The organism is Corynebacterium nasorum (assembly GCF_022345765.1).
Taxonomy (GTDB): Bacteria; Actinomycetota; Actinomycetes; order Mycobacteriales; family Mycobacteriaceae; genus Corynebacterium; species Corynebacterium kefirresidentii.
The window spans coordinates 139,348-153,123 of record NZ_JAKRDR010000004.1 but is presented as its reverse complement, the minus strand read 5'-3'; the positions used below and the strand labels follow the sequence as shown (position 1 = coordinate 153,123).

At 57.5% G+C, this 13,776-nt stretch carries 10 protein-coding genes; 2 read left to right on the top strand and 8 right to left on the bottom strand.

What is annotated here, in order from left to right:
* Positions 1–82: 82 nt before the first annotated feature.
* Genes nrfD through pcp form a run of 4 tightly spaced genes read right to left on the bottom strand, consistent with a single transcriptional unit; the run spans position 83 to position 6,155 of the window.
* A complete protein-coding gene (gene nrfD / locus MHK04_RS05075; protein WP_239208032.1) occupies positions 83–1,198 on the bottom strand; it encodes an NrfD/PsrC family molybdoenzyme membrane anchor subunit in 1,116 nt (371 codons plus the stop codon).
* The gene (locus tag MHK04_RS05070) at positions 1,195–2,253 is read right to left on the bottom strand and encodes a 4Fe-4S dicluster domain-containing protein (RefSeq protein WP_239208031.1); all 1,059 of its coding nucleotides are present in this window, start codon (positions 2,251–2,253) and stop codon (positions 1,195–1,197) included. Before MHK04_RS05070 ends, nrfD begins: the two co-directional genes overlap by 4 nt.
* Positions 2,254–5,520, bottom strand: coding sequence for a formate dehydrogenase-N subunit alpha (fdnG, locus tag MHK04_RS05065; RefSeq protein ID WP_239208030.1), 3,267 nt, complete (start codon positions 5,518–5,520; stop codon positions 2,254–2,256). It abuts the gene before it with no gap.
* Between the two features lie 47 nt (positions 5,521–5,567).
* Entirely contained in the window at positions 5,568–6,155 is a 588-nt protein-coding gene (pcp, locus tag MHK04_RS05060; protein ID WP_239208029.1) for a pyroglutamyl-peptidase I, read from the bottom strand.
* Positions 6,156–6,510: 355 nt separating this feature from the next.
* Here pcp and MHK04_RS05055 point away from each other — a divergent pair, with 355 nt between their 5' ends.
* Positions 6,511–7,872, top strand: coding sequence for a dicarboxylate/amino acid:cation symporter (locus MHK04_RS05055; protein ID WP_239208028.1), 1,362 nt, complete (start codon positions 6,511–6,513; stop codon positions 7,870–7,872).
* Positions 7,873–7,935: 63 nt separating this feature from the next.
* Here the strand turns inward: MHK04_RS05055 and MHK04_RS05050 are convergent, their stop codons facing one another.
* The 4 genes from MHK04_RS05050 to ychF form a co-directional block, all read right to left on the bottom strand.
* On the bottom strand, positions 7,936–8,862 hold the full coding sequence (locus tag MHK04_RS05050; RefSeq protein WP_239208027.1) for a PRC and DUF2382 domain-containing protein: 927 nt from the start codon (positions 8,860–8,862) through the stop codon (positions 7,936–7,938).
* Between the two features lie 512 nt (positions 8,863–9,374).
* Positions 9,375–10,286 carry a cation diffusion facilitator family transporter gene (locus MHK04_RS05045; protein ID WP_239208026.1) on the bottom strand — a complete coding sequence of 304 codons (912 nt, stop codon included), beginning with the start codon at positions 10,284–10,286 and terminating at the stop codon, positions 9,375–9,377.
* Positions 10,287–10,508: 222 nt separating this feature from the next.
* Positions 10,509–11,042, bottom strand: a complete 534-nt coding sequence (locus tag MHK04_RS05040; protein WP_239208025.1) for a type 1 glutamine amidotransferase domain-containing protein — start codon at positions 11,040–11,042, stop codon at positions 10,509–10,511.
* 128 nt (positions 11,043–11,170) lie between these two features.
* Positions 11,171–12,256, bottom strand: coding sequence for a redox-regulated ATPase YchF (gene ychF / locus MHK04_RS05035; protein WP_239208024.1), 1,086 nt, complete (start codon positions 12,254–12,256; stop codon positions 11,171–11,173).
* 47 nt (positions 12,257–12,303) lie between these two features.
* Between ychF and MHK04_RS05030 the strand changes: the two genes are divergently transcribed.
* The gene (locus tag MHK04_RS05030; protein ID WP_023021873.1) at positions 12,304–13,773 is read left to right on the top strand and encodes an AI-2E family transporter; all 1,470 of its coding nucleotides are present in this window, start codon (positions 12,304–12,306) and stop codon (positions 13,771–13,773) included.
* Positions 13,774–13,776 lie beyond the last annotated feature (3 nt).

Genomic DNA, 13,776 nt, shown 5'->3' with positions numbered 1-13,776 from the left:
GGCACTTTTATTGCTCCGCAGCCGAGCAACAACGCAGGGAAGATATCGGCGCGGAACTCGCTCCCGCCCTACAGGAGGTGGACTAGTCCGAGCTCACCACATCGTGATCGAGACCCTGCTCGCGCCGGCGCTTTTCCGCCCGGCGCTTTTGCGGGCCGATGGTAGTCTCCGGATTTTTCACTGCTTCTAGGCCGGCGTTGAGCACACCAAAGCGGGTGCACGCCGATCCTGCCAATAGCGATAGCCCCGCGGCCACCGATACCGCGCGGGACTTTGTGGCCGCAGCCAGCATGCTTCCCACGCCACCGGCCGCAATGAGGTATTCCGAAGCCTTCATCAGCGTGCCCGGCTTTCCCTCGTGCAGAGCCTGGCGCGGTTCAGGTTCCATGCCTTCTTCCAAGACCTTGGTCGCCGCTAGATCGCTGGCCGCGGCGGCCATGCCCGACACGCGGGCAGGACCTGCGTGCTCGACCGGGGTGGTCACCATAGCCATTCCTGATGACGCCGCCGCTGCCGAGGAAACGAAGACATACGGCAGGTGCTTTTTCATGTCATTCCACACCGGATTCGAGGTATTCGACAGCAATACCGCGGTATATCCCGCCAGCGGACCACCGAGCACTCCCGCGACTGCGCCTGCCGGTCCAGCAGCTTTCTGCAGCGCCGTGCGCACGAACTTAGGCAGGGGCAGCTTATGTCCAGTCGCTGCATCCACTTCCGCTGCGGCCGGCAGCGCGGCCGCGCTCGCAAAGCCCGACAGGATCCACGATCCCAGAGACATCGGCGAGGTCACCTTGAAGACGCGGAACATATTCAGCGCGCGCTCCGGGCGGCCCAAATCCAGAATCAAAAAGACTGATCCCGCGGCCGCCGCGCCAAAGGCAGAAAGGCGGGTGGTACGACGCAGCGGTGCATTGCCCACGGCCTGTGCGCCGGCGGCCAAAAGCCCTGATCCGCCACTGACGCCGCCCAAGAAGAGATACGCACCGATTGGCCATTCCCACGGCGGCGCCTTAACCACTGGCCGGCCGTAGTAGGACGAGAACTCGAAATCCTGCGCCATGCGCTCTTCTTTGGAACCATCCTGCGCGCCCGCGCCTGGGCGCTTGCGCTTCTTTTTAGGCTTGGTGCCATCAAATTTCCGGTAGCGGTTACGACGCTCCGGCTGCGGCGGGCGGTACTCATCAAAGTTCCTCATTTACGTCCCCCAATCAGGAAGGAACCGGCCACGGCCAGCGCCATACCGCCGATAGCCTTCACTGCGGTCTTATACATCTGCGGCAAATCCGCCGTCGGCACGCGTGGATCAGGCGGAAGCCCATAGACCTCTGGCGAATCCAAAAGCAAGAAGATGGATCCGGTTCCACCGACACCATCGTCTTGATTAGCACCATAAAGCCGGGCCTCGGTAATCCCCTGCTCGTGCAGTACCCGCACGCGTTCCTTGGCGGCTGCCACCATCTCCTCATAAGGGCCAAACTGGATGGAATCCGTCGGACAGGTCTTAGAACACGCTGGCTGCTCGCCCTGCTTCAGCCGGTCGTAGCACATAGTGCACTTTTGGGCCACGCCCAAGTTCTTGATCGGCATCGCCTCGCCCGGTGTATGGTCCGGGCCTTGCGGGGCAAGTTGCTTGAGCTTTTTCAACACGTTGACGCCGGCATGGGAATTATCCACGTGATCCACCGTGGCGGTCTTGTCATATTTCAGCGCCACACCGCCATCATCGCGGCGTTCAATGACACCGAACGGGCAACCGGCTACGCATGTCCCGCAGCCATTGCACACGTCATCTTGCACTACCACAGTGCCAAATTCGGTGCGAAACAGTGCGCCGGTAGGACAGACATCAAGGCAACCTGCATGCGTGCAGTGCTTGCAGACATCCGAGGACATCAGCCACCGGAAGGTATCGGTATCTGGCGGAGTGGTATCAACTTCTTGCGGCTGCGCCCCGACCGAAGGCATGCCCAAAGAAATGAGCTTCTTTCCCTCCTCGCGGGCGTGCTCGATACGGTCATTATTTTGTTCCACGAAGGCCACGTGCCGCCAAGTATTAGCGCCCAGCGCACCGGTGTTGTCATAGGAATCACCGGTGACGTCATAGCCTTCTACCGGATTGCGGTTCCACTCCTTGCACGCCACCTCGCAGGCCTTACAACCAATACAAATGGAGGTATCGGTAAAAAAGGCCATGCGGCGGTACTTATCGTAGCCGTGCCGGCTCGCGTTCTCGGTCAGTAGATTTGTCATTTACTTACCTTCTTCGCTTTCCTCGCCCTTCTCGCCGGGCGTGTCCGCATCCACGGGCTGCTGCGGCTCTGGGTTATAGGTGAAGGAATCATCCACGGTGAGTAGATCATTGCCGGAATCTAGGTTCAGGTGCGCACGCTTCTGGTATTCCTTGAGCATCTCCACACGGGCCTCACCACGAGGACGACGCCCCGGCTGGATATCGCAGGCACCGATCTTGGAATTCTGAATGAATACGTTCGGCTCTAGCGTGAGCCCCAGCAAATCATTGGCACCATCGCCAGCTACGGCTGTGGAATCGGACTCGCCATAGTGATACGGCAAACCAATTTGGTGGAACTCCTCACCATTGATCTTCATCATCTGCATGCGGTCAGTGACCAAGACCTGCGCCTCAATCACGCCGCGAGGCGAGACGATGGTGGCCCACTTTCCATTTTCTAGCCCACGCTTTTCTGCCAAGGCCTTATCAACCTCGCAGAATAGGCCTGGCTGCAGTTCCGCCAGATACGGCAAACGGCGTGACATCGCACCCGAGGTGTACATCTCCGTGAGGCGATACGTGGAAAAGACGAACGGGTAAACCTCCGCGCCCGGCTCGCCCGGCTCGGGGCGCGACAGGTTATCTGGACGCTTAATGGTCAGACGCGTCGGCGATTGCTGCTGCTTGTACAGCACATTGTGTACCGGGGACTCGTGCGGCTCATAGTGGGTGGGCAAAGGGCCGTCGGAAAGCCCGGTCGGCGCAAAGAGCCAACCGCGGCCATCAGCCTGCATGATGAAGGCATCGGTGCCGTCGAGGGCGTCCGGCCCCACGGCGTCGACCGGAGCCTTGTAGTCAGGGGCCTTAGTAACCGGGAAGTCCGGCACGTCATCGCCAACCCACTTCCCTTGGTCAGCATCCCACCACACATACTTCTTGCGCTCCGACCACGGAGTGCCATCCGGCTTCGCCGAAGCGCGGTTGTAGAGCAGGCGGCGGTTTGCCGGCCACACCCAGCCCCACTCCGGAGCAACCTCATTTTGCTCCGAACCAGGAACCTTGCGCGCGGACTGATTAATACCATCCTTGAACACGCCAGTGTAGATCCAGCAGCCACCCGAGGTGCTGCCATCATTTTTCATCTCCACGAAGGCAGGCAAAAGCTCGCCCTTCTTCGGGCCCTCAAGGTAATAGCCGTTGATTTCCTTGAGGACGTCTTCAGAATTCGGCTCGCCTTCCTCGGTTTCCACGTAATCCCAGGTGACCTTCTGCAAAGGCAGATCCCGCGGATCAGTGGAATCGCGCAGACGCTCCTTAATCTTCTTGCCCAATTGGTAGAAGAACCACAGGTCACTCTTGGCGTCACCTGGCGGCGGTGCCGCCTGGAAACGCCATTGCAACATGCGCTGGGTTTGGGTGAAGGTACCGGCCTTTTCCACGTGGGTTGCCGCCGGCATCAAGAAAACCTCGGTACCGATATCTTCGGTCTTGAGCTCGCCGTTTTTAATCTCCGGCGAATCCTTCCAGAATGAGGCAGTCTCAATCTCCTGGAAATCGCGCACAACCAGCCACTTTAGCGCCGCCAAACCACGGCGCTGCATGCCGCCATTAGACTGCGCCACTGCCGGATTCTGGCCGAAGACAAAATAGCCTTCCACCTGCTCATCCAGCATTGCCATGAGCGTTTCATAGGTCGAATGCGCACCAGAAATACGCGGCATGAGGTCATAACCCCACCCGTTTTCCTTGGTCGCTGCATCGCCCCAGTAGGACTTCATCAGCGAGACCGCATAGTTCTCTCCGATCTGCCAGAAGCCCTTCTGCGACTCATTGCGGATGCCATCTACATACTCAGGCCAGCTTTGCTTGTCGACGCCCGGCATAGGCAAATACCCCGGCAGCGAATGGAACAGCGTCGGAATATCGGTAGACCCCTGAATAGACGCGTGTCCACGCAACGCCATAATGCCCGAGCCTGGTCGGCCCACATTACCGGTCAGCAGCTGCAAAATTGCCGCGGTACGAATGAACTGCGCACCCAGAGTGTGCTGAGTAAAGCCCAAAGCATAAGCAAAGCACGTGGTGCGATCCGGCGTGGAATTCTGCGCAATCGACTCCGCAAGGTAGTAAAAGTCCTTTTGCGCAATACCGCAGGTCTCCTCCACTATCTCAGGCGTATAGCGTGCGTAATGGCGCTTGAGAATCTGGAAAACCGAATTGGGATGCTCCAGCGATTCATCGCGTTCCACATTCCACGACGCACCCTCGGGCTTCTGCACGTACTGCCACGAATCCGTGACGTATTTTCCGGTCTCTGGGTCATAGCCAGAGAACAAACCATCTAGATCCTCGGTGTCTTGGTAGTCCTCCGAGATAATCATCGGCGCATTGGTATACGCCACCACATAGTCATGGAAGTACAGCTCATTTTCCAGCAGATAATTAATCACTGCACCCAATAGCACTACATCCGTGCCGCCGCGAATACCAATATGGCGATTCGCAAACGCGGACGTACGCGTATAGCGCGGATCCACGTGAATAACGCGTGCACCACGCTTTTTGGCCTCCACTACCCACTGGAATCCCACTGGGTGGCACTCGGCCATATTAGAACCCTCAATGACGATGCAGTCCGCATTCGCCATATCCTGCAGCGGTTGGGTTGCGCCGCCGCGGCCAAACGACGTTCCTAGACTAGGAACGGTGGCGGAGTGTCATATGCGAGCCTGGTTCTCAAGCTGTATCGCACCGGCCGCGGTAAACAGCTTCTTAATGAGGTAATTTTCCTCATTATCCAAGGTCGCACCGCCCAAACCGGCGATGCCCATCGTGCGATTGAGGGTGCGGCCCTCATCGTCGACATCCTGCCAACCGTTGCGACGCGCCTCCAAGAAACGATCCGCAATCATCTCCATCGCGGTATCTTCATCAAGGTCCTGCCACTGCGAAGAATAAGGCGCGCGATATTTAATCTTGGTCAGGCGCGTAGCGGAGTTAATGAGCTGCTCCGACGCAGATCCCTTCGGGCACAAGCGCCCACGAGAAATGGGCGAATCCGGATCACCCTCTACCTGGATGACACGGTCATCTTTGACATACACGCGCTGCGAGCAACCGACCGCGCAGTACGGGCACACTGACTGCACCACGCGGTCCGCTTCCACGGTGCGTCCATGTTTATCCTTGCTCTTTTGAGACTGCGTATTGACGTCCCTGCCAAAGGGATCGCCGCTGCGCAGCTGGCGCACAACCGGCCAGTTGAGAGGGCTAAAGCGAGACATATCCATAAATCTATATTTCGCTGGTTCAAAAAGCCACAAAGGCTACCCTAACTAGCCTGCACCGCCCAGAGTGCCCGCTTTATCCCCTCGACTACCTCAGCTAGCGCCATCATGGGCTTATCCGCTTTGTTCTGCTCCTGAATATAGGGAACATGTACAAATCCCGCGCGCACCTCCGTCCCTGCGAAGTGATGCAGGAGACCATACAGGAGCTGATTGCACACGAAAGTCCCCGCCGTATTCGACACCCGCGCCGGACAATCATCCATCGCCGCGACCATTTCCTTTACCGGTAGCGTGGAAAAATACGCCGCTGGGCCACCCTCCACGACCGGTACATCCACTGGCTGATAACCCGCGTTATCAGGAATCTCGGCATCCATCACATTAATGGCGACTCGCTCCGGGGTGATATGTTTCCGGCCGCCTGCCTGTCCCAAGCACACAATTGCATCGACTGATGATTCCTCTGCGAGTGCAATTACTCGGCGCAGGGATTCCCCAAACTTGGTCGGAATCACCGTCTTGACAAGCTCCGCTCCCCCAACCTCCTCTGGTAATAGCTCCAGCGCTTGTTCTGTAGGGTTAATGCTTTCTCCGCCGAAGGCGTCAAATGCAGTCACGAGGATTTTCATGCCGCCAGTATTCCAGAAATCGCAGCCCCTCCTCGCTCTGCACCTCGCGCTCCGCCCTTCCCCCCTCCGCCCTTCGTGCTCACCAGCAGCGTAAAGGTGATGCTTCCACCCCGCTCTGGTGAGCGCCGAGGGCGCACACCGCAATTCCTCCTCCCCCTCGCGCTCAGTGGGAAAAGAACCCCAGGTATTAAGAAGCCACCCGGTGAGCGCGAAGGATGAGGTCGCAGCCACGGGAGAATCCCCACGTCTTGTGCCTAAAGACGTCGAGGGAATAAACTGAGCGAAGTTGAAGTTGAACAGGACAGTATCTGAAAACTAGTCCGATCTGTCCATTTTTATTTTCAAAGGAACCTTTATGTCTCAACAGGAATCTTCGCGCTCTAGGCTCCCAGGCTGGGCCACAGGATTCGGCGCGCAAGTTATTGCCGGCCTTATCATCGGCCTCATCTTGGGTTTCATCGCCTCCGGCATGGATACCGACCCAGACAATCCCGGTTGGTTGACCACCCTGCTCACGGGAGTCGGTAGCGCCTACGTCCAGCTGCTCAAGGTGATGATCCCGCCGCTGATCTTCGCCGCTGTTGTTACCTCTGTCGCCAATTTGCGCAAGGTGGCTAACGCGGCTTCCCTGGCGATTTCCACACTGGTGTGGTTCGCCATTACCGCATTCTTCTCTGTCTTGATGGGCATTTTCGTTGCCGTCATTATGAAGCCGGGCGTCGGCACGAGCGTCGATGCCGCCACTGCGCAGGATCCTTCCCACGTCGGCTCGTGGACCGCGTTCTTTGAGCAGCTTCTGCCACAGAACTTCGTAGGACTTTCTGCCTCGCTTTCCGACGGCGAAGTATCCCTCAGCTTCGGCGCGTTACAACTGCTTGTCATTTCCCTGGCCATTGGTATCGCCGCAGTCAAGACCGGAAAGTCCGCCGAGCCGTTTCTGCGCTTTACCGAGTCCTTCCTCAAGGTCATCCAGGTCATCTTGTGGTGGATCATCCGCCTTGCACCGATTGGCACCGCCGCCCTTATCGGTAAGGCAGTAGCAACCTACGGCTGGGACGCCTTGGGCTCGCTGGGCAAGTTTGTGCTGGCCATGTACGTGGGCCTTGGTCTGGTTTTTGTCGTGGTCTACCCCGCCGTACTGAAGTTCAACAAGATTCCAGTCATGGGCTTTTATAAGCGCGTTTGGCCGGTCACCTCGCTGGGCTTTGTTACCCGTTCTTCCATGGGTGTCATGCCAGCTACCGAGCGCTTTAGCGAAAAGGCCATGGGTGTTCCTTCTGAATACGCTTCCTTTGCCGTTCCGCTAGGAGCAACCACCAAGATGGACGGCTGCGCCTCCGTATACCCGGCCATCGCAGCCATCTTTGTTGCCCAGTTCTACGACATTAACCTCGACTTCACCCAATACCTGCTCATCATCTTTGTTTCCGTCATTGGTTCCGCTGCTACCGCAGGCACCACAGGCGCAACGGTTATGCTCACGCTGACGCTATCTACACTTGGCCTTCCGCTGGCTGGTGTCGGTCTCCTGCTGGCCATTGAGCCGATTATTGACATGGGACGCACTGCACTCAACGTCACCGGACAGGTACTGTGCGCCACCGTCGTTGCTAAACGTGCCGGCATCCAAGACAAGACAACCTGGGACGCAGCAGAAAGCGGCGTCAAAGACATTATGGATTCCGACTCGGCCGCAGCCATCGGTGCCAAGGCTTAAATAAGCCCTCAAACATAATAAACGCCCGCAAGGAAAACCTTGCGGGCGTTTAGCTATGCGCTTTTACTTCTTGAGGCCATCAACACCATCGGTGTCGATCTGCTCCTTGCGCAGCTCCTCGGTGTGAGTCTCGGTGTCGCGAACGGTGTCCTTCTTCAGGTTGATCTTCTCAACCGGAACGGTTTCCTTGTTCACGTTAACCTGCTCCTCGTGCAGGGTGACGGAAGCTTCCTCAGTGTCACCGGAGATGGTGCCGTTGTAGTTCTTGGCATCTTCAGCGCTGATCGGAGTGCGCTCAACGCTGACCTCTTCGCGCTCAACCGGAACCTCAACGGTCTCGGTGTCGGTTACAACGTACTTGCGCAGGCGAGCCTCGCCGGTAGCCACACGCTCCTTATTGACGTTCATCTGCTCCTCAGAACGGATGAGCTCGCCGTCATTGTTGGTGTGCGCAGCTGCGGTGTTCTTGGAAGCAGCGTTATCGGCAACGCCAGCCTTACGCTCAGCAGCCGCATCAGTGGTGTGGGTAGCTTCCTTCTTCTCGTTAGCGTGTGCACCAGCAACGCCTGCACCAGCGCCAGCAACGCCGGCACCTGCGGCCAAGTTGTGGTCCTTGTCAGCGCCAGCCTGAACGTCGCGCTTGGAGTCCAGGTTGGAGTCCTTGTAATCGGTAACGTCCTGTGCATTATCCAGGCCGTAGTGCTTGAAGATATCGGACTGTGCCTCTGGGGTCAGCGGCTTATCGGAATCGAAGTCTGGGGCGTCCTTGATGCGGTCCTTGGAGAAGCCCAGCTTCAGGTCATCGCCGGAGAAGTCGTGGCCGCGCAGCGGAACGAGGCTGGAGTTCATACCGAACAGGCCGTGGTTAACCTCAACGAAGGTAGGCTGGCCGGACTGGTCATCAACGAATACCTCGTTAACGTTGCCCAGCTTCTCGCCGTCCTTGTCGTATGCGGTTGCGTTAAACAGATCCTTGATGTTCTTACCCATTGTCAGTAAATCCTTTCTGCTATTGGTATAGCTCTCTTCAGCCAATCAAAAGGACATATTCTTGCCCCCACATGTGGAATGCGGGGGTGAGAATCGCTATTTGCTTGGTGTGACAACCACCATACGGAGAATTCAAAATTTTTCGACCGCCAGCAAGAAATTTTTGCCGTTTTACTCACCCAGAGAAGGCTTCATGCAGCTCAGAGCAATCAATAACATTTTCATAACGTTAAGAATTCTGCACCATAAATGGCCCGAATCTAAAAAATAGATGTCGTTTCACGACCCCGCAGCGCCGTAGTCAACACCCTCGACTTTCTCCAAATCATTCAAGACTTACCCCACCCCCAAAAGGCGGTGCCACTAAACCCACAGAGCCCTTTCAGAAGGGTGTATGCTTTCTGCGGAAAAGCACAGGTTATGTACAGTCCCTATTCACTCGAACGGGTCTACACACATGTCGGTCTAAAAATCAGCCACAGTGACCGCCCGAAAACTTAGAAAATTAAGGCCTAGCGAAATAGGTACGGGCGGCGGTTTTCCACGCCCGCCGGCTCCACGTGAATGAACGCACTGCAGCCTGGATACAGCTCATCTAGGGCGATTTCCACGACGTCAGCAACCTCGTGGGAATGCATAACGCTCCACTCTCCTGGCACCTCCATGGTCAGGTAGACCAAGCGCTGACGGCCGGAAGCGACAGTACGCCGGTCCGTGAAGGTAACCGATTGCTCCTTTTCCATCCGGGCCAGCAGCTGGCGAATCTGCTGGCGCTCATCCGCGGGAAGTGCTTCAGAAAGCAAACTGCTCACGGAATCGCGCAGGAGGGTGTAACCAGTCCACAAGATATTGATACCCACAGCGAGTGCTACGACAGGGTCTAGCCACATCCAGCCGGTTAGGTAAACGGCGGCGATACCGACAAGGACGCCGACGGAAGTCCAGACGTCGGTAAGCAGGTGATGCCCATCCGCATCCAAGGTGGCAGAACGGTAACGTTTGCCGGCGCGGATGAGCGCGATACCCACCACCAGGTTAAGCACGGACGAAAGCGTCGATAATGCCAATCCCCAGCCTGCCTCCGCAATCGGCTGCGGAATAAAGAAGCGCTGGATGGCCGTATAGATGATCATGCCGGCCGCAATGAAAATCATCGCGCCCTCCACCAAGGCGGAGACGTACTCCGCTTTGCCATGGCCAAACTGGTGGTTATCATCGGCCGGCTTGGCAGCAATCCGGAGGGCATAAAAACCGGCGACGGCCGCCACGAGGTTCACTACGGATTCCAGAGCATCAGATAGGAAGCCCACCGAGCCGGTAAGCCACGCTGCCAAAGCCTTGAGGACGATGGTGGCTAAGGCGGCAGCGATGGAAAGCTGCATAAAGCGCTCAAGAATGCGCTGTTCAGAGGTAATTGAAGACATAGTCTTTCCCTTCGGCGCGGTTGCTGACCGAAGGTCTCGTTCACGCCCGCGTAAATTGCGGACGCTGGCTGGCCGGGCTAAACGCCAGTATGTCGACCAGGCATCTCGGATCATCCGAGGGAACTACTCCCCTTCAGGAAACTAAAACCTTATAGGGGTAGGAACTCTGGCGCAAGATCAAAAAAGCCACGGGTGATACCCGTGGCGTGCAAGCGAGGAGCTTTAGTGCTGTCCCTCTGCAAACTCCTCAACCAGCTTGGCATTAAAGGCTGGCAGGTCATCGGGAGTACGGGAGGACACCAAGCCCTGATCGCAGTGGACTTCCTCATCTACCCACGTAGCGCCCGCATTGCGCAGGTCGGTCTGCAAGGAGGGGAAGGACGTCAAGGTACGACCCTTAAGAGCTTCAGCATCGGCCAAGATCCATGCACCGTGGCAGATAGCACCAAGCGGGAGATCCTTGCTCATGTGGTTGCGCACGATTTCTACTGCGGCCTTGTCCAAGCGCAACAGGTCGGCATTGTCGGTACCGCCAGGCAAGATAATGCCATCGAAAGACTCGCCGGTTGAGTCAGCGGTAACGGCGTCAACGGAAATCTCCGTGTCCTTCTTGCCGGTAATAGTACCGGCCTTAGGGGCGATGACGCGCACGGTAGCACCAGCGTTCTTCACGGCCTCCAACGGGGAAGTCAGCTCGGAGTCTTCGAAACCATCGGTAGCGATGATTGCAATGGTCTTGTTGTCTAGTTCAGCCATAATGTGACCTCCTATTGTTTGGGTACCTCGCCCACAATAACGCGGAAGATTCTCAATCGCTACAATTTCTCCGCCTGCGCGGGCAGTGCCTTCTCCGTTAGGAGGCCCATGACTTAGAAGACGCGGAATTAACCGCCGATCTTAAAATCGCACACGTCGCCGTCTTGCATGATGTAGTCCTTGCCTTCTTGGCGGACCTTGCCGTGCGCGCGAGCTTCGGCCATAGAGCCGGCGGCTACTAGGTCATCGTAGGAAACGATTTCGGCCTTGATGAACTTCTTTTCAAAGTCAGTGTGGATAACGCCGGCGGCTTGCGGGGCGGCAAAGCCCTGCTTGATGGTCCACGCGCGGGCTTCCTTCTCACCGGCGGTGAGATAAGTCTGCAGCCCCAGCGTGGCAAAACCCGCCTTGGCCAAAGTAGCCAACCCCGGCTCATCTTGGCCCACGGACTCAAGCAATTCGCGCGCTTCGTCTTCTTCCAGCTCAAGCAGCTCAGTTTCTGTCTGGGCGTCAAGGAACACGGCTTCGGCCGGGGCGACGAGCTGGCGAAGCTCTTCCTTCTTTGCGTCGTCGGTAAGCACGGCCTCGTCCGAGTTAAAGACATAGAGGAAAGGCTTTGCCGTCATCAGGTGCAGATCGCGCACGAGCGAGAGGTCAATCTCGCCCTCCTTAGCTGCTGCGAAGAGGGTGCGGTCATCTTCTAGAATCTCCTGCGCCTTCTTGGTGGCTTCCACCTCAGCAGCCAGGTCCTTATTCTTGCGCGCATCTTTTTCAAGGCGCGGCAGAGCCTTTTCGATGGTTTGGAGGTCCGCGAGGATGAGCTCGGTATTAATAACGGAGATGTCATTGCGCGGGTCAACTTTGCCATCAACGTGGATGACATTGTCATCGGAAAAAGCGCGCACCACCTGGCAGATGGCATCTGCCTCACGGATATTGGCTAGGAAGGCGTTACCCATGCCTTCACCCTGCGAAGCGCCAGAGACGATACCGGCAATATCCACGAAGGACACGGTAGCGGGCAGGATACGCTCCGAGTTAAACATTTCCGCCAGGTGGGTCAGGCGGGAGTCCGGCAGCTCCACCAGGCCCACGTTGGGCTCGATGGTGGCAAACGGGTAGTTCGCCGCGAGGATCTCGGAACGGGTCAGGGCATTAAACAATGTGGACTTGCCCACGTTGGGCAGGCCGACGATTCCTAGTGTAAGACTCACGGGGCCAATCCTAACTCACCCACCTTCTTTTAAGGCAAGATGGTGGGGTGAGTTCTGATAACCAACCGCTGCCCGAGGCTCCCAAGACGGGCCTGGGCGATAAGTTTGATGAAAGCTTCGATACCAGCAAGCTGGAGGATGTATCGCCACATCCGCCGGGCGATCAGGTAGATCGCTCTGTCATTGCCGGCGAGGTAGTTAAGTCTGCGTCCCTATGGGCGGTCCGCCTGCTCATCATCTGCGTTTTCCTCTACGCCCTCTACCGCTTGCTCGGCAATTTCTGGCAGGGCATCTTGCCAGTGCTTTTGGCCCTCATCATCTGCACCGTCCTAGCCCCAGTGGCTAAGAAGTTGCGCAGCATTGGCCTCCCCGCCGCGTTGGCGGCTGCCGTAACCATTTTGGTTTCTTTCACGGCAGTGGGTGGACTCATTTCCTTCGTTGCCCCGGACTTCATGCGCCAATCCCGCTCTTTGTACTTGCAGACGGTCTCCGGTATCCAAAGCCTGCAGCTCTGGGCACAGGGCCCACCCCTTAACCTCGATAGCGAGGATATGAGCAGCTACATCGATGAAGCGGCTTCCTGGCTACAACAGCGCGCTGGCGCCATCGCCGGTTCCGTCTTTACCGGTATCGGCACCGCTACCTCCATCTTGGTCACCCTCTTCATTGTGTTGGTGCTAACCTTCTTCTTCCTCAAGGACGGCGCCAAGTTCCTCCCCTGGCTGCGCGATGCCACGGGCAAACGCGCCGGCTGGCACCTTACTGAGCTACTCACCCGCGCATGGACCACGCTTGGAGGCTTTATTCGTGCGCAGGCAGTTGTCTCGCTTGTCGACGCCGTCTTTATCGGCATCGGCCTCGCCCTCATCGGCGTCCCCCTGGCCATGGCTTTGGCGATCATCACCTTCATCGCCGGCTTTATCCCCTTCGTCGGCGCAATTGTGGCCGGTGCCCTTTCCGTCACCATCGCATTGGTGTCCCTTGGCATTACCAAGGCCTTGCTCGTTCTTGGACTGGTCCTGCTGGTCCAACAGCTGGAGGGAAATGTCCTTTCCCCTTGGCTGCAGTCCAAGGCCATGGACCTGCACCCCGTCATCGTCTTGGTTTCTGTGACGGTAGGCTCTGCGCTATTTGGCCTGGTAGGAGGTTTCCTCGCGGTTCCGGCAGCCGCGATGTTCGCGGTGGCCTATCGCTACAGCCAAGATATGATGAAGCTCCAGTCGGGAGAAAAGACCGCCGCGGAGCTGGACTTTTCCACCGTAGCTGGCTACCTCATCGGCCGTTATACGGAGGAACAAGGGCGCTATAAGCGCGAGGCGTGGCTTAAAATGCCGGACTACGCAGCCCCAGAGGGCGCAGTGGCGGACGTAGCCGCGGACGGCAATTCCAATTCCCTCGACGCTGCCCTCAACGTGGAATCCACCCCGAAAGAGCATGAGAAGCCCGGCGTGCGCTCCAACCTGCGCCGTGCCCGCGATGCCTTCGAGGGCCTTTTGAACGGAGATTCGAAAAAATAGTGG

Coding starts and splice junctions, on each gene's coding strand:
- nrfD (WP_239208032.1), bottom strand. CDS start 1,198: ATGAGGAACTTTGATGAGTACCGCCCGCCGCAGCCGGAGCGTCGTAAC.
- MHK04_RS05070 (WP_239208031.1), bottom strand. CDS start 2,253: ATGACAAATCTACTGACCGAGAACGCGAGCCGGCACGGCTACGATAAG.
- pcp (WP_239208029.1), bottom strand. CDS start 6,155: ATGAAAATCCTCGTGACTGCATTTGACGCCTTCGGCGGAGAAAGCATT.
- MHK04_RS05055 (WP_239208028.1), top strand. CDS start 6,511: ATGTCTCAACAGGAATCTTCGCGCTCTAGGCTCCCAGGCTGGGCCACA.
- MHK04_RS05050 (WP_239208027.1), bottom strand. CDS start 8,862: ATGGGTAAGAACATCAAGGATCTGTTTAACGCAACCGCATACGACAAG.
- MHK04_RS05045 (WP_239208026.1), bottom strand. CDS start 10,286: ATGTCTTCAATTACCTCTGAACAGCGCATTCTTGAGCGCTTTATGCAG.
- MHK04_RS05040 (WP_239208025.1), bottom strand. CDS start 11,042: ATGGCTGAACTAGACAACAAGACCATTGCAATCATCGCTACCGATGGT.